Source organism: Olsenella intestinalis, assembly GCF_023276655.1.
Taxonomy (GTDB): domain Bacteria; phylum Actinomycetota; class Coriobacteriia; order Coriobacteriales; family Atopobiaceae; genus Olsenella_J; species Olsenella_J intestinalis.
The window spans coordinates 631,839-650,748 of record NZ_JALGRK010000002.1; the positions used below are offsets into that span (position 1 = coordinate 631,839).

Sequence of the window (18,910 nt, forward strand, 5' to 3'; positions counted from 1 at the left end):
GAACGCATGGATTCATGCGACACGCAGGGCAAACGCGAGCCTGCGGAAGAATCCCTCGAGCGCCGTACGCTGCACGACTTTGGCTACTTCGGCCACTTCCTGCATGTGTACGAGGGCGGCCGTGGCGGCAAGCAGCACATCCTCTCGAAGCTGTACTACCGCGACGGGCACCTCACGCAGAGGGAGTTGCTCGAGGCGACGTCGATCAGCTCGGCGGCGCTCTCGGAGGTGCTCTCCAAGCTCGAGTGCGAGGGCCTCATCACGAGGTCGCGCTCGGACCAGGACAAGCGCCAGCAGGTCATCCTGCTCACCGACGAGGGGCACACCCGCGCGGAGGAGACGGTCAGGGCACGAGAGGAGTTCGAGGAGATGTCCCTCGGCGTGCTCACCGAGGACGAGAAGAGCGCCCTCGTCGACATGCTCGACCGCGTCCGCGCGCACTGGCGTGAGATTGAAGGAAGGAAGGCAGAATGCAAAAGGAACTAACGCTGCGAGACATTATCTCCACGCTGTCCCGCAGCGTGCGTGAGTACAAGAAGACGTCACTCCTGACCCCGGTGCTCGTCATCGGCGAGGTCGTCATCGAGTGCATCATCCCCTTCATCACCGCGCAGCTCATCACCGAGATGCAGCTGGGCTGCGGCGTCGACGTGATCTGCCGCTACGGCATCGTACTCGTCGCGCTCGCGCTCGTCTCGCTGGCCTGCGGCGGCGCGGCGGGCATCACGTGCTCCGTCGCCGCGACCGGGTTCGCCAAGAACCTGCGCCACGACATGTTCGCGAGCATCCAGCGCTTCTCGTTCTCCAACATCGACCGCTTCTCGACGAGCTCGCTCGTGACGCGCCTCACGACCGACACCAACAACGTCCAGCTCGCCTACATGATGATCATCCGTACCGCGATCCGCTCCCCGCTCATGATCATCTTCGCGATCGTGATGGCCTTCATCACCGGCGGCGCGATGGCCGTGGTCTACGTCATCGTCTCGCTCCTGCTCGGCGCGGCCCTCATCGGCATCGCGTGCAAGGTCATGCCCATGTTCCGCCGCATCTTCAAGCGCTACGACGCCCTGAACGACTCCGTCGAGGAGAACGTCTCGGGCATCCGCGTCGTCAAGTCGTTCGTCCGCGAGGACTACGAGCGCGAGAAGTTCAACCGCGCCTCCGGCTCGCTCTTCCGCGACTTCTCGCACGTCGAGCGCATCCTCAACCTCAACATGCCGCTCATGTCCTTCGCCGTCGACACCGTCTACGCCTTCGTGATCTTCTTCGGCTCCAAGGCGATCGTCGAGAGCGCCGGCCAGGCCATGCAGGTCGGCCAGATGTCGGCCCTCATCACCTACGGCTTCTCGATGCTCATCTCGCTCATGATGTTCTCGATGATCTTCGTTATGGTCACGATGTCCGAGGAGAGCGCGAGGCGCATCTCCGAGGTCATCCTCGAGGAGCCCGACCTCCACAACCCCGCCGAGCCGATCACCGCCGTCGCCGACGGCTCGATCGACTTCGACCACGTGAGCTTCGAGTACTCCGACAAGGCCGAGCGCATGGCCCTCGACGACATCGACCTCCACATCAAGAGCGGCGAGGTCATCGGCGTCATCGGCGGCACCGGCTCGTCCAAGACGACCCTCATCCAGCTCATCAGCCGCCTCTACGACGCCACCAAGGGCCAGGTCAGGGTCGGCGGCCGCGACGTCCGCGACTACGACCTCGACACCCTGCGCGACCAGGTCGCCGTCGTCCTGCAGCGCAACGTGCTCTTCTCGGGCACCATCGCAGAGAACCTGCGCTGGGGAGACGAGCACGCCACCGACGAGGAGCTCGTCCACGCGTGCAAGCTCGCGCAGGCCGACGAGTTCGTCCAGCTCATGCCCGACAAGTACGACACCTACATCGAGCAGGGCGGCACCAACGTCTCCGGCGGCCAGAAGCAGCGCCTCTGCATCGCCCGAGCGCTGCTCAAGAAGCCCAAGGTCCTCATCCTCGACGACTCCACCTCGGCCGTCGACACCAAGACCGACAAGCTGATCCGCAAGGGCTTCAGGGAGTTCATCCCCGAGACCACCAAGATCATCATCGCCCAGCGCACGAGCTCGGTGGAGGACGCCGACCGCATCGTCGTCCTCGACGGCGGTCGCATCGCCGCCGTGGGCACCCACGACGAGCTTCTGCGCAGCAACGACATCTACCGCGAGACGTACATGAGCCAGAACAAGCAGTCGCACGACGAGAAGATGGGCGCGATCGACATGCCCGGCGACGCCAAGGGAGAGGAGGTCGAGCAGCATGACTAAGAACACCGAAGCCACCAAGGCAGACGAGACCAAGAGGGACCAGGCCGCCCAGGCGCCTGCCGCCGAGAAGAGCGGACGCCGCGAGGGGCACGGCGCCTCCCACCCCGGCCTCGTCCTCAAGCGCGTGCTCGGGCTCGTGTTCGAGTTCTACCCCATCCGCACGGCCGCGATCATCTTCTGCATCGTCCTGGCCGCGATCCTGACGTCGCTGCCGTCCGTCTTCATGCAGCGGGCCCTCGAGATCGTCGGCCGCTACTGGCAGGCGGGCGACTGGGCCGGCGCCTCGGCGGAGATCGCCCCGCTCGTGCTCCAGCTCATCGGCCTCTACGTTGTCGCCATCACCTGCAACACGGTCCAGGGCCAGCTGAGCGCCATCGTGACGCAGGGCACCCTCATGAAGATCCGCAACAAGATGTTCGGTCACATGGAGGGCCTGCCCATCCGCTACTTCGACCAGAACCAGCGCGGCGACATCATGTCGACCTACACCAACGACGTCGACACCCTGCGTCAGCTCATCAGCCAGGCGCTGCCCAACCTGCTCACCATGGTCATGCAGATGGTCTTCACGACCGTCATCATGCTCTGGTACTCGATCCCCCTCACGCTCGTCGTCTTCGTCATGGTCTTCGTCATGATGTGGCTCACGCGCTTCCTGGGCGGCCGCTCCGCTCGCTTCTTCCTCGCGCAGCAGGTCTCCCTCGCCAAGGTCGAGGGCTTTGCCGAGGAGGCCATGAGCGGTCAGAAGGTCGTCAAGGTCTTCACGCACGAGAGGCAGCAGCAGGATAAGTTCGACGAGGTCAACGAGAAGCTCTTCGAGGACGCCAAGAGCGCCAACATCTACGGCAACACCCTCGCCCCGGTCCTGATGAACCTCGGCAACATCGCCTACGTCATCGTGGCTCTCGCCGGCGGCACCCTGATCGCCGTGGGCGCGCCGAGCCTCTCGGTCTCGGGCATGGTGCTCGGTGTCGACATCGTCGTCCCCTTCCTCAACCTCACGAAGCGCTTCGCCGGCTCGATCGGCCAGGTCTCCCAGCAGATCAACTTCGTCGTCATGGGCCTCGCGGGCGCCGAGCGCATCTTCGGCCTGCTCGACCAGGAGAGCGAGCACGACGAGGGCTACGTCACGCTCGTCAACGCCAAGCCCGACGGAAAGGGCGGCGTGACCGAGACCGACGAGCGCACGAGCCTCTGGGCCTGGAAGCACCCACACGGCGACGGCACCGTGACCTACACCGAGCTCAAGGGTGACGTCCGCCTCGAGAGCGTCGACTTCGGCTACACGCCCGACCACATGGTCCTGCACGACATCTCGCTGTTCGCCAAGCCCGGTCAGAAGGTGGCCTTCGTCGGCGCGACCGGTGCCGGCAAGACGACCATCACGAACCTCATCAACCGCTTCTACGACATCCAGGGCGGCAAGATCCGCTACGACGGCATCAACATCACCAAGATCCGCAAGGACGACCTGCGCCGCTCGCTCGGCATCGTCCTGCAGGACGTCAACCTGTTCACGGGCACGGTCATGGACAACATCCGCTACGGCCGCCTCGGCGCCACCGACGAGGAGTGCATCGCGGCCGCAAGGCTCGTCGGCGCGGACTCCTTCATCACCCGCCTGCCCGAGGGCTACCAGACGATGCTGACCGACAACGCCGCGAACCTCTCGCAGGGCCAGAGGCAGCTGCTCTCCATCGCCCGCGCAGCCGTCGCCGACCCGCCCGCGATGATCCTCGACGAGGCCACGTCCTCGATCGACACCCGCACCGAGGCCATAGTCTCGCGCGGCATGGACGCCCTCATGGCCGGGCGCACGACCTTCGTCATCGCGCACCGCCTCTCGACGGTCCGCAACGCGAACGTGATCATCGTCCTCGACCACGGCAACATCATCGAGCGCGGCACCCACGAGGAGCTCATCGCCCAGAAGGGCACGTACTACCAGCTCTACACCGGCGCCTTCGAGCTCGAGTAGCGAACGCAGCCATAGGCACCGCGTCCCGGGGGCGCCTCGCGAAAGCGGGGCGCCCCTTTTTCGGGCGAGGCGGGCGCGCGACCCAGGCCCGGCCCCACCAAAGGGGCATGCCCCTCTCCCCTGCGTGCCACTTTTGGCCCGCGCTGGTAGAATGGACGGGCTGGCGCACGCCGCCAGAGGCATCACACGTCGAGAGGAGCACCCCTTGCTGTTCGAACCGATGACCCGCCGCACGTTCCTTCGCGCCGCCGCCTGCGGGACCGGCGCCCTCGCCCTCAGTGCCTGCTCCGGGCAGGCGCAGCCCAGCTCCGACTCCGGCAAGCAGGGCGACGATGCGAAGTTCGGCAGCGCCTCGGACAAGCTCCTCACCAAGCCGCTCGACAACGGCTACTCGTCGGGCATGCACCACGCGGTGATCGAGGTCGCCAACTTTGGCACGATCGAGGTCGAGCTCAACGCGACCAACACGCCCATCACGGTCAGCAACTTCGCGCAGCTCGTCAACGACGGCTTCTACAACGGCCTGACCTTTCACCGCATCATCAGCGGCTTCATGATCCAGGGCGGCGACCCCAAGGGCGACGGCACCGGCGGGTCGCAGCGCAACATCAAGGGCGAGTTCTCCGCCAACGGCGTGGTGAACGCCATCCGCCACAAGCGCGGCACCATCTCGATGGCGAGGTCGAACGACAACAACTCCGCAAGCTCCCAGTTCTTCATCATGCACCAGGAGAGTTCCAGCCTCGACGGCAACTACGCGGCCTTCGGCAACGTGACCAGCGGCATGGAGGTCGTCGACGCCATCGCCGAGAACACCCCCGTGACCGACTCCAACGGCACGGTCGCCAAGGAGAACCAGCCCACCATCACGTCGATCAAGATGGTGGACTAGCGCACATGACCCTGCGTCGAACCTGGAACAAGGCTCCTCTCGCCCTGCGCGGCGCCGCGGCATGCGCCACTGCGCTCGCGCTCGCACTCACGTGCGCGCCCGGTCGCGCCCACGCCGAGACCCTCGAGGACCTGCAGAACAAGGCCATCGAGGCGAACCGCATCTTCGAGGATGCGCAGGCCCGCGCCCGCGAGGCAGAGGACGGCGTGCGCGCCAACGAGGCGAGGATCGCCCAGCTGCAGGGCACGCTGCCCGAGCGGCGCGACCGCGCGAAGGCCGCCATCCGAGCCAGCTACAAGCTCAGCCAGATGCAGGGCGACCTGCTGCTGTTGCTGCTGTCGTCCGAGGACTTCAACAAGTTCCTGACGCAGGCCGTCTACCTCGACGCCATCAGCCAGTCCAACGCCGCCGCCGTAAGCGACCTCACGAACTCGATCAAGGAGCTCGAGAACGCGCGCACGGCGCTGTCCCAGCAGGCCGAGGCCGCGCGTCGCGCGACCGACGAGGCCGCTGCCGAGAAGGCCAAGGCCGAGGCGGCGAAAAGCGTTGCCGAGGCCATGGCGAAGTCCGGCTCCGAGGAGGCGCGGGCCCGGTGGGAGGCCGGCGAGATCGACGACGCCACCCTCGCGACGATCGAGGCGACGAGCGCCCAGGTGGCGTCCGGCGAGTACAGCTTCGTGGCAGCCTCGACCTACGGCGAGGGTGACGGCTTCATGTACGGCACGACGGCCTCGGGCGACATCGTCACCCCGACCTCGATGGGGGTCGCCATGCGCTCGATGCCGCTCGGCACGATCATCGAGATCACCTACGAGGGCGCGACGGTGCGCGCCGTCGTCAACGACCGCGGTCCCTACGTGGGAGACCGCCAGATCGACCTGCAGCCCGCAGTCGCCCACGCGCTCGGCTTCTCCGGCGTCGGCATGCTGGGCTATCGCGTGGTGAACTAGGGACGGGTTCGGCGTGGCAAGGCGCCGCTCGGGGTGAGGGCGCAGGCTCTTCTCGCCTACTTGCGGCGACGACGGCTCTGCTCGCTGACGACCTGGCGGAAGACCCAGAGGCCGAGCGCGAGCGCGACGATGTAGCCCACGAAGCCGATCACGGGGATGCCGAAGATGACCGGCTGGATGCGGGCGAAGTAGACCACGGACGAGCCGATGAAGAGGCCTGCGATGACGATGCCCATGGTGAGGCGGTCGGCGGCGTGGGCGAGGTCGCCGACGGGGTCGTCGTATCCGTCCAGGTCGAGCTTCATCTTGAGCTGGCCGCGCGTGAGCATGCTCATCGCGGTGTCGAGCTGGGAGGCGGCCTTGAGCACGCCGTGCGTGGCGGCGTAGCCCTCGCGCGTGAGGCGCTTGACCTCCTGGGTGGCGAGGTCGGAGACGCTCGCATGAGCTTTGATGTGCCGGCGCACGATCTCGACGATAGACACGCCAGGCAGGAACTCGTCGACGACGCCCTCGAGCGTCACGAGCGAGCGCGCGAGCATCGTGACCGTGCCGGGCAGCTCGATGCCGCTCTTGCGCGCCATGGCGACGAGCGCGTTGAGGAACTGCGCCAGGTCGAGGTCCGCGAGGTCGGCCTCGCCGAAGTCGTCGATGATCCGGTCGAGGTCGGCAAGGAGGCCGGCGTGGTCGACCGACGAGGGCTCGGAGACCGAGAAGCGAAGGAGCCCGTTCTTGAGCGCCGCGGCGTCGCGCATGGCGACCGCCTCGACCATGTCCGACAGCGCGGCACGGTCATGGGCGGAGAGCCTGCCCATGATGCCGAGGTCCATGTAGACGATCTTGCCGTCGTGGATGACGAGGTTGCCGGGGTGGGGGTCCGCGTGGAAGAATCCGTCGTCGACCATCTGCTTGGTGTAGTTGTCGACGAGCTTCTCCCCTATCTCGACGAGGTCGTAGCCCTCCTTGACGAGGCGGTCGGTGTCGTCGATCGAGATGCCGTCGACGTAGTCCATGACGACCACGTGCTCGGTGCAGAGCCTGGGATAGGGCTTCGGGCAGTCAACGAAGGCGCAGTCGGCGTTGTTGCGGCGGAACTCCTCGAGCGAGCGGGACTCGACGAGGAAGTCGGTCTCCTCGCGGAAGGACTGCCACAGCTCGCTCACGACCGACTGCAGGTCGAGGAACTGCTCGTCGCCCACGAAGAGGGACGAGTGGCGCGCGAGCGAGCGCATGATCGAGATGTCCTGCGCCATGATCTCCTGCACGTGCGGGCGCTGGACCTTGACGGCCACGAGCTCGCCCGTGACGAGGCGCGCCTTGTGCACCTGCGCGACCGACGCCGAGCCCAGGGGAACGTCGTCGATCGCGTCGAAGATCTCCTCGATCGGGGTGTCGTACTCGGCGCGCAGGGTCTCGAGCACGAGGTCTCGGTCCATCGGCTCCACGTCGGAGCGCAGCTTCGCGAGCTCGTCGCAGAAGGTCTGGGGAAGGATCTCGGAGCGCATCGAGAGGATCTGGCCCGCCTTCACGAAGGTCGGGCCGAGCTCCTCGAGGAGCTTGCGGAACGTCTCGGGCGTGAGCCCGTGGAAGACGTCGTAGTGGCTCGCGATCGCGAGGATCTCCTTCAGGCGACGCGCCTTCTTGCGCCGCGAGATCTGGTAGCGCACGCTCTCGGAGGTGCGCCCGCCGAACAGGCCGATGGTGTCGCTCCAGACCGGCGTCTCCATCTCGACGTAGGACTGGTACCAGTCGGCGCCGCTGTAGGGCTCGTCGGCGAACACGCTGCCCGTGGCGGGGTCGTCGCGCTTGGGGTCGGGCTCGTCGGCAGGCTCATCCCCGGCCTCGGGCGCGTCCTCCGTCTCGGCGGCGCCTTCAGGCACGGCGGTCGCCGCATCCTCTGACGCGGCAGCGCTCGCCTGGCCCTCCGTCTCGGGGACCTCGGCGCGCTCTTCTCTCTTGGTGGAGTCGTCCGACAAGGGTCAGCCGCTACTCGGCGTCCTGGGCCGGCTCTTCGACCTCGACCTCGACGGGCTCGGCATCGAGGTCGTCGGCGATCTTCTGGGCGTTCTTGATCCAGGCCGCACGCTCCTCGGCGCTCATGTTCTTGAGCCTCGCGCGCAGGACCGCGTCGGAGGCGCCCGAAGTGGCCTCGGCGGCCTTGTGTTTGAGCTCCTCGTTGACGGCCTTGCCCTGCTCGACCGTGAGCTCGCCCTTCTCGACGAGGTCGTTCACGACGTCGGCGGTCTTCTCGGCACCGACGGCGACGGCGCCGACGCCAGCCAGGAAGACCTTGCGCGCGACGTCACTCAGAGAATCGAAGTCGAAGCTTGCCATAGGGCACATCCCCTTTCGGTTTTGACCACATTTCATACACACAATACCCGAGCGTGCGCATTAGGCACCGACGCTTTGCCGATGCGGTCGACATTGGGCGCCCAGCGTGGCGAGAAGAGCCTACGTCCGCAGCCCGAGCAGGATGCTCCTCAGGTCGTCGACCTTCTCGGCGACGGCACACGCGCCTGCGCCCTCGAGCTCGGAGCGGTCGGCCGTCCCGCCGAAGAGCACGCCCACGCAGGGCACGCCCGCCTCGCGCGCGGCCTCCACGTCGAAGCGGCGATCGCCGACCATGACGGCATCCTCGGTCGTCGCCCCCAGCGACTCGACGACCTCGCGGATCGCCGCGGCCTTCGACATCTCGTCGTCGCTGCGCTTCCCGACCACGACGTCGAAGCGCTCGAGAATCCCCTGGTCGGACAGGCCCTGGCGCACGAACCGCATGCGCTTGGAGCTTGCGACGCCCAAACGGCGCCCCGCGGCGTCGAGGTCCGCCACGAGCTCCCCCATCCCCTCGATCAGCGGCCAACCCGCCGGGCCCAGGCGCGCGTAGCGCTCGCGGTAGTCACGCGTGACCTCGCGCGCCTCCTCGTCGCTCAGGCCGAACACGAGCGAGAACGCCTGCGGGAAGGGCGGCCCCACGAGCTCGGGCGCGCGCACGAGCTCCTCCTCCGCGACACCGTGCTCGCGAAGGACCACCCGTGCGGTCTCAACGATCATCGGCAGCGTGTCGGCAATGGTCCCGTCGAAGTCGAATATCACGACGCCGCGCTTGCTGAGGTCCATCTTCCGCTTCCTCCCTGTCGCCCGCCGGCACCATGCCGGAGGGTCCCCCACATGGTATGCCTTGCGCCCACGGGGCGCTCCGCACCCCGGACGCAGACGCCGGTGCGTTATCAGACACGAAACATGATTGGGCTATCCTAGGTCGAACAACTCGTCCTCTGATGCCAGCAAGGAGGCATTCATGCCACGAGCGTTCAACTTCTCCGCGGGGCCCTCCGCACTGCCCCAGGCCGTGCTCGAGCGCGCCGCCGCCGAGATGCTCGACTATGGCGGCAGCGGCATGTCCGTCATGGAGATGAGCCACCGCTCCGCCCCGTTCCAGGAGATCGTCGACGACGCCGAGCAGACGCTCAGGCGCCTCATGTCCATCCCCGACGACTACCGCGTCATGTTCCTTCAGGGCGGCGCCACGCTGCAGTTCGCGGGCATCCCCATGAACCTCATGCGCAAGCGCCACGCGGGATATGTCGTCTCGGGCAACTGGTCGCGCCTCGCCTGGAAGGAGGCCTGCAAGTACGGCCAGGCCGACGTCGTGGCGACCAGCGAGCCCGACGGCTTCCTGCGCACGCCCGAGGTCGCGGGCCCCATCGACCAGGACCTCGACTACCTCTACCTCTGCCAGAACGAGACCGTCTATGGCACCATGCGCCAAGAGCTCCCCGAGGCCGGCGACGTCCCCATCGTCGCCGACGTCTCGAGCATGTTCCTCTCGTGCCCCCTCGACGTCGAGCGCTACGGCCTCATCTACGCGGGCGCCCAGAAGAACGCAGGCCCGGCCGGCACCACGGTCGTCATCTGCCGCGACGACCTCATCGGCGACGGCCCCGCCCTCGGCGACCTCGTCCCGACCTACATGGGCTACCGCCTCCAGGCCGACAAGTCCTCGCTCTACAACACCCCCAACTGCTGGGGCATCTACGTCTGCGGCCAGGTCTTCCACTGGGTCGAGGACCAGGGCGGGCTCGACGCCATGGCAGAGCGCAACTGGGCGCGCGTGAACCGCCTCTACGACTACCTCGACCAGAGCTCCCTCTTCGAGCCGCTGGTCGAGAAGAGCTCGCGCTCGATCGCGAACGTCACCTTCAGGTGCCCCTCCCCCGAGCTCGACGCGGCCTTCGTCGAGCAGGCCGCAGCTCGCGGCATCGTCAACATCAAGGGTCACCGCATCCTCGGGGGCATGCGCGCCAGCTGCTACAATGCGGTTCCCGACGAGGCCATCGACGCTCTTCTCGCCTTCATGGCGGACTTCGAGGCCGCGAACGCCTCAGCCTAGGAACGACGACGCAGGCGCGAGGCGACGCCCCGCGCACGACAACGACTTGGCCAGGCGCGCCGCGCCGGCCGGCAGGGAGATCCAATGCGCTACGTAAAGGTTATGGACAACATCGCCGAGGACATCACCAGGGACGGCATCGCCAACCTCGGCGAGGGATACGAGAAGACCGACGACATCAACAAGGCCGACGCGATCCTCATCCGCGCCAGCGACATCCACGGCCTCGACCTCGGCCCCTCCGTGCGCGTCATCGCGCGCTCCGGCGCCGGCTTCAACAACATTCCGCTCGAGGAGTGCGCCCGCCGCGGCATCGTCGTCTGCAACACGCCCGGCGGCAACGCCAACGCCGTCAAGGAGCTCGTCGTCGGCATGATCCTCGTCAACTCCCGCGGCACCCTCAGCGGCATCCACTGGGTCAACGACAACGCCGACGACCCCGACATCGTGCGCGACGCCGAGCGCAACAAGAAGGCCTTCGTCGGCCGCGAGGCCATCGGGCGCAAGGTCGGCATCGTCGGCCTCGGCTCGGTCGGCAGCAAGGTCGCCAACGCCCTCGTCCACCTCGGACTCGACGTCTACGGCTACGACCCCTACCTCTCCGTCGAGCACGCCTGGCAGCTCAGCCGCACCGTCAAGCGCGTCGACTCCCTCGAGGAGCTCTGCCGCGACGCCGACTACGTCACCCTGCACGTGCCCGCCAAGGACGACACCATCGGCATGATCGACAAGAGCATGATCGACCTCATGAGCGACGGCGCCATGCTCATCAACTACGCCCGCGCCGAGATCATCAACGAGGACGACGTCGCCGCCGCCCTCGAGAGCGGCAAGCTCGGCAGCCTCGTCTGCGACTTCGCCACCCCGAAGACCACAAGGATGAAGAACACCTTCATCACCCCGCACATGGGCGCCTGCACCGCCGAGGCAGAGCAGAACTGCGCCACCATGGCCGTCGAGCAGATGAAGGCCTACCTCGAGCGCGGCACCATCAAGAACTCCGTCAACTACCCCGACTGCGACATGGGCGCCTGCCCCACGCCCGGCCGCATCGCGGCGCTGCACGCCAACGTCCCCAACATGCTCGGCCAGATCACGGCCATCCTCGCGAAGTCCAACGCCAACATCCAGCGTATGATGAACGAGGCCCAGAACGACTCCGCCTACACCCTCATCGACCTCGACAAGCCCGTCGACGCCGACGACCTCGAGAGGCTTCGTGCCATCCCGGGGATCTACCGCATCAGGGTCATCAAGCCCGCCCAGTAGGCGCACCACCAAAAGGAGAAGAGCATGCGCGCCGAGCCCATATGCTGCTACCGCCCGCGACCGGAGGCCGCCCCCACGTTCGCGTCGCTTCCCTACGACGTGTTCGACCGCGAGCAGGCTCGCGCCTACGTCGAGTCGCACCCCGGCTCGTTCCTGGCGATCGACCGGCCCGAGACGGCGTTTGCGGCCGACCATGACATGTACGCCGCCGACGTCTACGCGAAGGCGGCCGAACTCATCCAGGGCGCCGCGCGCGAGGGCACGATCCTCAAGGACGAGACGCCCTGCTACTACATCTACCGCCTCGAGCAGGGCGGCCGCTCCCAGACGGGCGTCGTCTGCGCCTGCGCCGTCAGCGACTACCTCGACGGCACGATCAAGCGCCACGAGAACACCCGCCGCGACAAGGAGCGCGACCGCATCGAGCACATCGAGGCCACGGGCGCCCAGACGGGCCCCATCTTCCTGACGTATCGCGACGAGTTCGCCCTCGACCTCCTCGTCAGCCTCGCCACGACCGCCACGCCGCTCTACGACTTCACCGACGAGCAGCAGGTCCGCCAGACCGTCTGGCGCGTCGCGCGCCCCTCGGCCGTCGAGGCGATCCGCGAGACCTTCGCGCACATCCCCTGCGCCTACATCGCCGACGGCCACCACCGCGCGGCCTCCGCGGTCGCCGTGGCCAAGCGCCGCCGCGAGGCCGACCCCGACGCCCCCGAGATGGCCTCCGACCTCTTCCTCTCCGTCCTCTTCCCCGCAAGCCAGCTGAGCGTGCTGGCCTACAACCGCGTGGTCGCCGACGCCAACGGCCTCAGCGACGACGAGCTCGTCTCCGCCATCGAGGCGGCCGGCTTCGCCGTGGGCGAGAAGAGCGAAGACGCCGTCAATCCCGACGGCCAGCTCGCGTTCGGCATGTACCACGCCGGCAGCTGGAGGAGGCTCACCTTCGCCCGCACCGACGAGCTCCCGGAGGACGACCCCGTCGCCAGGCTCGACACGCAGATCCTGCAGGAGCGCGTGCTCGCCCCGATCCTGGGGATCGGCGACCCCCGCTCCGACGCGCGCATCACCTTCGTCGGCGGCATCGACGGCACCGACGAGCTTGAGCGAAGGGCGGGCGCGGACGGCGTGGTCTTCTCCCTCTTCCCCACCACGGTCGACCAGCTCATGGCCGTCTCCGACGCAGGCCTGCTCATGCCCCCTAAGTCGACCTGGTTCGAGCCGAAGCTCAGGAGCGGCCTCTTCATCAGGAGGATCTAGCAGGCCCGCACCAGCTGCCACACGTACGCATAAAAGGACCGCCGCAGAGCCCACGGGCGCCGCGGCGGTCTCGCCGTCTATGGCCGAGGGTCTACACCCAGGGGACGTTGGTCGGATAGGTGGCGGCGTTGGGGTCGGGCTCAACCACGTTCATCGCGCGTCGGACGGCATACCTCACGACTCCGACCACAACCATGAGCGCGAACAGCGCGCCCACAAAACCGAGCAGCGTCACGAAGATAAACTGAATCGTCGACACAGAGAACAGGCTCATCTGACCCTCCAAACGTTCGCTAGGCTCACGCGGATTCTGCCGCGCCTCAGCTCCCTTCTACGCGCTTTGGAACGCCTTTTCAAGACCGCGTTCAGCGAGCGTGAGGCGCAAAAGCGAGCAGACTGGAACTTTTATCCAGCCGCCCATATAAGCCCCTTGAAACCCTGAGGGTCCTATGTATGAAACGGCCCTTTTATCCACTACCGGCGAACGGTAGGCGCAGGCGAGAAGAGCGCGCCGCCCTCCTGTTGGCACGCCCGCGACCGCAATTCGGCACATACGGGTAGAATCAAGACCTGACCACCACTTGCGGGCAACGACACGCATTGCCTGCCGAAAGGAGCACCAATGGCAGACCCCATCAAGGTCATCGAGGTGAAGGAGAGCGTCTTCGCCAACAACGACCGCGCCGCCGAGGCCCTGCGCGAGCGCATGCACGACGCGGGCACGTTCATGATCAACCTCATGAGCTCGCCCGGGGCCGGCAAGACCACGCTCCTCTCGGCCACCACCCGCGCGCTCGCCGACGAGATGCGCGTCGCCATCATGGAGGCCGACGTGGACTCCGACGTCGACGCCCACACCGTCCAGGAGGCCGGCGCCAAGGCCATCCAGCTGCACACCGGCGGCATGTGCCACCTCGACGCGGCAATGACCGAGCAGGGCCTGCAGCAGATGGGCTACGAGGACACCGACCTCGTCTTCATCGAGAACGTCGGCAACCTGATCTGCCCCGCCGAGTTCGACACCGGCGCGGCGGCCAAGGTCATGATCCTCTCGGTCCCCGAGGGCGACGACAAGCCCCTCAAGTACCCGCTCATGTTCGAGGTCTCCGACCTCGTCCTCATCAGCAAGGTCGACACCCTCCCCTACTTCGACTTCGACCGCGACAAGCTCGAGCGCAACGTGCTCCTGCGCAACCCCGACGCACAGATCATCTACCTCAGCGCCAAGACCGGCGAGGGCATGGACCAGTGGCTCTCCTGGCTGCGCGAGCACGTGAGCGACTGGAAGCGCGCGTAGGCGCGCCGCGAAGGGAGTCCCATGCACGAGCTGGGCGTCGTGTTTACGACAATCGACACGCTGGAGGAGCTGGGCCGCGAGAACGACCTCAGCCGCATCACGCGCGTCACGATGCGCCTCGGCGAGGTCTCGGGCATCCTCCAGGACTACTTCGCCGACTGCTGGCGCTGGGCCTGCGGCCGCACCGAGCTGCTCAAGGACTCCACCCTCGAGCTCGAGACCATCGACGCCGTCACCTTCTGCACGGCGTGCGAGAAGACCTACGGCACCGTCGAGCACGGCCGCACCTGCCCCTTCTGCGGCAGCGACCAGACCTACCTGCTCACGGGCAACGAGATCGAGATAAAGGAGATTGAGGGCTGCTGACGTGCCCGGCCGTGCGTTGGGTATATACACCACACGTGAAGTACAGTCGGACGACGGGTCAAGATGACGAGAAGAGCCTACACTCCGGGCCAGGGGCCCGGCCTTGAGCTGATGCTCGCGCTGGTGTGCGCGGCGTGCGGCGTGGCAGCGCTGCTCCTGGGGGCAGGAGGCCTCGCCGCCGCCATGCTCGGCGGCGTCTGCGGCGCCTCGGGCGCCCTCCTCATCGCCTCGCTCGCCTCCCGCATGGCAGGCCCCCGCATCGCAAACAAGCAGGCCCCCAAGCCCAAGGTTCCCGCACCCGCGCCCGCCCCTGCGCCTAAGAGCGCCTCAGCTGTCGCCGCGCCCGGCCCTGACGACTCGCCCTCAACCGAAGACGACGTCTACACCACCCTCACCGTCGTCGCCGAGCCGCCCGCCGACGACGCGGCCGCCGAAGCGCGCCCCACGGACACCACCAAGGACGACGGTCAGGCCGACGCGGCCCCCGCGCCCGCCTTCGACTTCGACGCCTTCGCCTCCCGCCTCCTCGAGAGCTCCGACCCGATCGCCGAGCTGCGCCTGATCGTCCACGACATCCGCGACCGCGAGGCCGCCGCAGCCGACGGCGACGCGCCCGCGACCGACGCCCCGAACGCGATCGAGCTCTTCTGCGCGCGCCAGCTCGAGGAGGCCGGCCTCTTCGACGACAAGTCCAACCTGCCGAGCCTCACCATCGTCCGTCCGCCCACCTCGCACATGCTCTACCTCAAGGTCGCCGAGAGGCGCATCTCCTACCAGGCCAAGCTCGCCGTCATCTCAATCGAGGCCGCGCTCAACGCCGTCCGCTTCGCCTGCATGTACTTCGAGAGCCCCGAGGGCGTCACCGTCGACGACTGCTACCTGCTCTCGCACAACCTCCTGCAGTCCATCTGCGCGCAGTCCCCCGGCCTCGACGAGCCCATCGAGGACGAGGAGGGCGAGCGCCCCGACGGCGAGTGGGCCGTCCGCCGCAAGATCTCGCAGACCATCGAGTCGCTGCAGCTGCCCTACCGCCTCGACTGGTCGCTGCGCTCCAACGTGCGTGACGGCAACGTCTCGATCGACGTCGAGCTCACCCCCTCGCGCGCCTTCGCCAAGAGCGCCCACGTCGACGGCCTCGGCACCGTCGAGACCACGCGCGACATGCGCCGTGCCGCCGCCTCCGCCTACGCGCTGCGCGTCGCGATCCTCATGGCCGCGACCGCGTTTCGCGCGTCCGAGAAGGTCCTCCACGTCTGGGTCGCTGGCTCGCTCGAGACGCCGAGCCACCGCTGGTGCTACTACACGGTCGACTTCGACCGCTGGCGCTTCTCCAGGCTCGACCTCGCCCACGTGGACGACCTCGAGGCCGCCATGCGCCCCTTCGTCCCCAACATGCGCCTCGAGGACGGCTTCCTCAAGCCCGTCGAGCGCACGTTCTCGCCCAGCGAGCGTCGCTTCTGCCCGCCGGCGCGCTACGAGGCCGTCTCGCTCTCCGCGCGCCGCCTCACGGGCGACGTCGCGCGCGACCTCGGCTGCGACCACGTCGCCGGCCTCGCCATCGAGGAGGCCGACAAGCGCCGCCTCGTCGCGCAGGCCATCATGGCCGGCCTCATGCGCGATCCCGACGCGACGTCGTGCGAGAAGAGCGTACGCGTCGTGCTCGAGAACGCGGCCGACGACCCCGACCCCACCGTCCGCTCGGCCTGCGAGCGCACGGCGCGCAAGCTGGTCGACGGCACCCTCGACGGCGACCCCCTCAACGTCGCCGAGGAGTTCGTGAACGGCGACGCCCTCACGATGGCCGTCCGCTCCGCGAAGGAGTCGCTCAAGCGCAAGCTGCCCGACGAGGCGATCCGCAAGCTCTCCCCCGTCGTCGCCGACATCGACGCGGCCGGCCTCTACGCCGACAGCGACACCGTCGCCTACCGCTTCTTCAACAACTACGTCGACCGCGCGCTCTTCAACCGCATCGGCGACGCCGCCGGCAGGTCGGTCGCCCTCGTGCCCGACAGCTACTTCGAGGCGCACCTGCTGCTCGCCTCGGCGCACCTCCTCGCCGGCAACCGCGAGCAGGCCCTGGCCGAGTCGCTGCGCCTGCTCGAGCTCTCCGGCCTCGACTACCACACCTCCCTGCTCCACGTGCGCTGCCTCGAGTCGCTCGACCGCACCGACCAGGCGATCGACGAGCTCCGCCGCCTCCTCGAGGTCGCCCACGACCCCATCGGCGTCTCGCTCGGCTACTACCGCATGGCGTTCTTCCAGTGGCAGAAGGGCAACCTCATGGCGGCGCAGGCCTGCTACCAGCGCTCCCTCAAGTTCGCGCCCGACACGGCCGGCCTTGTCGCGACCGAGATGGCCGTCCTCGCCATGCAGAACCCGTCGCTGCTCGGCCGCGAGCTCACGCCCGAGGAGGTCGTCAGCGTCCTCACCGACGCGCAGATCCCGCTCGCCCCGACCGAGGACACGGCCCTCGTCCTGCTCGAGTGCGCCCGCGCCTCGCTCGACGCCGAGGTCTTCCCCGTCGCCCGCAACTTCGCGCACGTGCTCGGCGCCTTCGGCTCCGACGACGTCCTCGCCGGCATCATCCGCTCGCTCGAGGGCGCGCCCGACAGCTGACGCCGCCTGCCGCACGTCCCCTCCACCACCACGCACCACGCAGACGAGAAGAGCCTGCCCCAGCTCGGGGACAGGCTCTTCTCTGCAATGCGGCCGCAGCCGCACGATGTTCGGCGTAGCGCCAGGCTACCTCGGCCCTAGAGCTCCAGCTCGGCGAGACGCGCCACGGAGACGATGTAGATCTCGAGCGCGCGCTTGAACTGCTCCTCCGAGAAGCCCTCGTCGGCGGAGTGCTCGGCGCCGATCCAGTCGGGCATCGGGAAGTTCGGGTCGTTGGGGCCGAAGGCGCCGCCTGCCTTGAAGTGGCGGGCGTAGGTGCCGCCGCCGATGGTGAACGGCTTGTCGTTGCGGCCCGTGTACTCGTTGTAGGTGCGCACGAGCGCCTGGATGCCGTCGGAGTTCGGGTCGGTCGAGAAGGGCACCATGTCGAGGTCGACGGTCAGCGTGCAGCCGTGCGCCTCGCAGAGCGCGCCCACGCGGCGCGTGATCTCGTCGCCGGTGATCGACGTCGGGTAGCGCGAGTCGATGGTCTGCTCGAACACGCCGTCGACGGTGCGGATGGTACCGCCGATGCAGGTCAGCGGGTCGAACAGGTCGTCGGACGCCGCAATGTCAAGCGTCGAGCCGTCGGTCGAGCCAAAGACGGGCTTCTCCATCTCGAGGAAGCTCTTCTCGCCCTCCGAGAAGAGCCCATTCTCGAGCAGGTAGTCGACGAGCAGGCCGATGGCGTTGATCGAGCCCACGGGCGTCGAGGCGTGGGCCCCGATGCCCTCGGCGCTGATGCGCGCGAGGCCGCCCTCCACGGCCTCGACCGTGATGCGCTCGGCGGCCGGAAGCGCGGCCGCGTCGGCGCGCACGAGCGCCGTGGCCTCGCCGGCGACCGCGTTGCCCACGGTGCCGCCGCAGAAGTCGACGATCACGTCGGAGACCTTGCCCGAGCGGATCGTGGCGGAGTAGCCGCCCTTCTCGCCGCAGATCAGCGGGAAGTCGGCGTCGGGCGAGAAGAGGAACTCGGGCTGCGGGTAGCGCTCGAGGTACCACTCGACGTCCGCCATCTCGGTCTCCTCGTTGTTGCCGATGATGCAGCGGATGGTGTACGGCAGGCGCTCGCCGGTGCGCGCGGCCCTCTCGGCGAAGAACTTGGCGCAGTAGAGCTCGAGCACGAACGGGCCCTTGTCGTCGAGGACGCCGCGGCCGATCAGGTAGCCGTCCTTGCGGGTGAGCTTGAACGGGTCGAAGGTCCAGCCGGAGCCCTCGGGGACGATGTCGGTGTGCGCGATCATCGCGATCTGGCGCTCGGAGTCGCCGGGCACGTCCGCGTAGCCAATGTGGCCGTCGCAGTTGTGCGCGTCGAGGCCGAGCCTCTCGGCGATCTCGACGCCCTTGCAGAGCGCCTCGTAGCTCGCGGGGCCGTAGGGCATCTCGTCGGTGGCATGGTCCAGGTCCTCGACCGAGCGGATGGCGACAAGGCTCTCGATGTCCTTGACGATGTCCTCCCAGTTCTTCTCGACAAAGGCCTTGGCCTCTGCCTTCAGCATCTCATCTGCCATGGTGCTCCTTTGCATAGATGGCGGACTCTATCGAATACGACTAGC

General features: G+C 67.7%; 16 protein-coding genes. 11 read left to right on the forward strand and 5 right to left on the reverse strand.

All coding sequences use genetic code 11. The annotated features are described in order from the left end of the window. Positions 1-6 precede the first annotated feature (6 nt). The 5 genes from M5D76_RS07470 to M5D76_RS07490 all read left to right on the forward strand — a co-directional run bounded on the left by M5D76_RS07470 (position 7) and on the right by M5D76_RS07490 (position 6,117). Positions 7-486, forward strand: a complete 480-nt coding sequence (locus M5D76_RS07470) for a MarR family winged helix-turn-helix transcriptional regulator (protein WP_248922758.1) — start codon at positions 7-9, stop codon at positions 484-486. Then, the gene (locus tag M5D76_RS07475; protein WP_248922759.1) at positions 471-2,297 is read left to right on the forward strand and encodes an ABC transporter ATP-binding protein; all 1,827 of its coding nucleotides are present in this window, start codon (positions 471-473) and stop codon (positions 2,295-2,297) included. The genes M5D76_RS07470 and M5D76_RS07475 overlap by 16 nt, the downstream gene beginning before the upstream one ends. Further along, the gene (locus tag M5D76_RS07480) at positions 2,290-4,275 is read left to right on the forward strand and encodes an ABC transporter ATP-binding protein (RefSeq protein ID WP_248922760.1); all 1,986 of its coding nucleotides are present in this window, start codon (positions 2,290-2,292) and stop codon (positions 4,273-4,275) included. Before M5D76_RS07475 ends, M5D76_RS07480 begins: the two co-directional genes overlap by 8 nt. A 205-nt stretch (positions 4,276-4,480) precedes the next feature. Beyond that, the gene (locus tag M5D76_RS07485) at positions 4,481-5,167 is read left to right on the forward strand and encodes a peptidylprolyl isomerase (RefSeq protein WP_248922761.1); all 687 of its coding nucleotides are present in this window, start codon (positions 4,481-4,483) and stop codon (positions 5,165-5,167) included. A gap of 5 nt (positions 5,168-5,172) precedes the next feature. After that, entirely contained in the window at positions 5,173-6,117 is a 945-nt protein-coding gene (locus M5D76_RS07490) for an RlpA-like double-psi beta-barrel domain-containing protein (RefSeq protein ID WP_248922762.1), read from the forward strand. A gap of 56 nt (positions 6,118-6,173) precedes the next feature. On the opposite strand, the gene M5D76_RS07495 is transcribed toward M5D76_RS07490, so the two are convergent. From M5D76_RS07495 to M5D76_RS07505, 3 genes are all read right to left on the reverse strand, one after another. Continuing rightward, a complete protein-coding gene (locus tag M5D76_RS07495; RefSeq protein WP_248922763.1) occupies positions 6,174-8,090 on the reverse strand; it encodes an ABC1 kinase family protein in 1,917 nt (638 codons plus the stop codon). A gap of 10 nt (positions 8,091-8,100) precedes the next feature. After that, positions 8,101-8,448, reverse strand: coding sequence for a phasin family protein (locus M5D76_RS07500; RefSeq protein ID WP_248922764.1), 348 nt, complete (start codon positions 8,446-8,448; stop codon positions 8,101-8,103). A 120-nt stretch (positions 8,449-8,568) separates the two neighbouring features. After that, positions 8,569-9,234 (reverse strand): HAD family hydrolase, encoded by a 666-nt coding sequence (locus tag M5D76_RS07505; protein WP_248922765.1) that lies wholly within the window; start codon positions 9,232-9,234, stop codon positions 8,569-8,571. Positions 9,235-9,415: 181 nt separating this feature from the next. Between M5D76_RS07505 and serC the strand changes: the two genes are divergently transcribed. The 3 genes from serC to M5D76_RS07520 all read left to right on the forward strand — a co-directional run bounded on the left by serC (position 9,416) and on the right by M5D76_RS07520 (position 13,036). Then, on the forward strand, positions 9,416-10,507 hold the full coding sequence (gene serC, locus M5D76_RS07510; protein ID WP_248922766.1) for a 3-phosphoserine/phosphohydroxythreonine transaminase: 1,092 nt from the start codon (positions 9,416-9,418) through the stop codon (positions 10,505-10,507). Positions 10,508-10,591: 84 nt separating this feature from the next. Next, positions 10,592-11,776, forward strand: a complete 1,185-nt coding sequence (locus M5D76_RS07515) for a phosphoglycerate dehydrogenase (RefSeq protein WP_248922767.1) — start codon at positions 10,592-10,594, stop codon at positions 11,774-11,776. 24 nt (positions 11,777-11,800) lie between these two features. Next, complete coding sequence (locus tag M5D76_RS07520) at positions 11,801-13,036, forward strand: DUF1015 domain-containing protein (protein ID WP_248922768.1); 1,236 nt, start codon at positions 11,801-11,803, stop codon at positions 13,034-13,036. Between the two features lie 91 nt (positions 13,037-13,127). On the opposite strand, the gene M5D76_RS07525 is transcribed toward M5D76_RS07520, so the two are convergent. Further along, positions 13,128-13,310, reverse strand: a complete 183-nt coding sequence (locus M5D76_RS07525; RefSeq protein WP_248922769.1) for a hypothetical protein — start codon at positions 13,308-13,310, stop codon at positions 13,128-13,130. Between the two features lie 348 nt (positions 13,311-13,658). Between M5D76_RS07525 and hypB the strand changes: the two genes are divergently transcribed. The 3 genes from hypB to M5D76_RS07540 all read left to right on the forward strand — a co-directional run bounded on the left by hypB (position 13,659) and on the right by M5D76_RS07540 (position 17,315). Next, complete coding sequence (hypB, locus tag M5D76_RS07530; protein ID WP_248922770.1) at positions 13,659-14,333, forward strand: hydrogenase nickel incorporation protein HypB; 675 nt, start codon at positions 13,659-13,661, stop codon at positions 14,331-14,333. Between the two features lie 21 nt (positions 14,334-14,354). Then, positions 14,355-14,699 (forward strand): hydrogenase maturation nickel metallochaperone HypA, encoded by a 345-nt coding sequence (locus tag M5D76_RS07535; protein ID WP_248922771.1) that lies wholly within the window; start codon positions 14,355-14,357, stop codon positions 14,697-14,699. 63 nt (positions 14,700-14,762) lie between these two features. Continuing rightward, on the forward strand, positions 14,763-17,315 hold the full coding sequence (locus M5D76_RS07540; protein WP_248922772.1) for a tetratricopeptide repeat protein: 2,553 nt from the start codon (positions 14,763-14,765) through the stop codon (positions 17,313-17,315). Positions 17,316-17,452: 137 nt separating this feature from the next. Here the strand turns inward: M5D76_RS07540 and M5D76_RS07545 are convergent, their stop codons facing one another. Further along, on the reverse strand, positions 17,453-18,865 hold the full coding sequence (locus tag M5D76_RS07545; RefSeq protein ID WP_248922773.1) for a Sapep family Mn(2+)-dependent dipeptidase: 1,413 nt from the start codon (positions 18,863-18,865) through the stop codon (positions 17,453-17,455). Positions 18,866-18,910: the final 45 nt, after the last annotated feature.

What these genes read in the sequence shown, in the direction of transcription:
- M5D76_RS07470 (WP_248922758.1), top strand. Translation starts at nt 7, where the DNA reads ATGGATTCATGCGACACGCAGGGCAAACGCGAGCCTGCGGAAGAATCC.
- M5D76_RS07475 (WP_248922759.1), top strand. Translation starts at nt 471, where the DNA reads ATGCAAAAGGAACTAACGCTGCGAGACATTATCTCCACGCTGTCCCGC.
- M5D76_RS07480 (WP_248922760.1), top strand. Translation starts at nt 2,290, where the DNA reads ATGACTAAGAACACCGAAGCCACCAAGGCAGACGAGACCAAGAGGGAC.
- M5D76_RS07490 (WP_248922762.1), top strand. Translation starts at nt 5,173, where the DNA reads ATGACCCTGCGTCGAACCTGGAACAAGGCTCCTCTCGCCCTGCGCGGC.
- M5D76_RS07500 (WP_248922764.1), bottom strand. Translation starts at nt 8,448, where the DNA reads ATGGCAAGCTTCGACTTCGATTCTCTGAGTGACGTCGCGCGCAAGGTC.
- M5D76_RS07505 (WP_248922765.1), bottom strand. Translation starts at nt 9,234, where the DNA reads ATGGACCTCAGCAAGCGCGGCGTCGTGATATTCGACTTCGACGGGACC.
- serC (WP_248922766.1), top strand. Translation starts at nt 9,416, where the DNA reads ATGCCACGAGCGTTCAACTTCTCCGCGGGGCCCTCCGCACTGCCCCAG.
- M5D76_RS07515 (WP_248922767.1), top strand. Translation starts at nt 10,592, where the DNA reads ATGCGCTACGTAAAGGTTATGGACAACATCGCCGAGGACATCACCAGG.
- M5D76_RS07520 (WP_248922768.1), top strand. Translation starts at nt 11,801, where the DNA reads ATGCGCGCCGAGCCCATATGCTGCTACCGCCCGCGACCGGAGGCCGCC.
- M5D76_RS07525 (WP_248922769.1), bottom strand. Translation starts at nt 13,310, where the DNA reads ATGAGCCTGTTCTCTGTGTCGACGATTCAGTTTATCTTCGTGACGCTG.
- hypB (WP_248922770.1), top strand. Translation starts at nt 13,659, where the DNA reads ATGGCAGACCCCATCAAGGTCATCGAGGTGAAGGAGAGCGTCTTCGCC.
- M5D76_RS07535 (WP_248922771.1), top strand. Translation starts at nt 14,355, where the DNA reads ATGCACGAGCTGGGCGTCGTGTTTACGACAATCGACACGCTGGAGGAG.
- M5D76_RS07540 (WP_248922772.1), top strand. Translation starts at nt 14,763, where the DNA reads ATGACGAGAAGAGCCTACACTCCGGGCCAGGGGCCCGGCCTTGAGCTG.
- M5D76_RS07545 (WP_248922773.1), bottom strand. Translation starts at nt 18,865, where the DNA reads ATGGCAGATGAGATGCTGAAGGCAGAGGCCAAGGCCTTTGTCGAGAAG.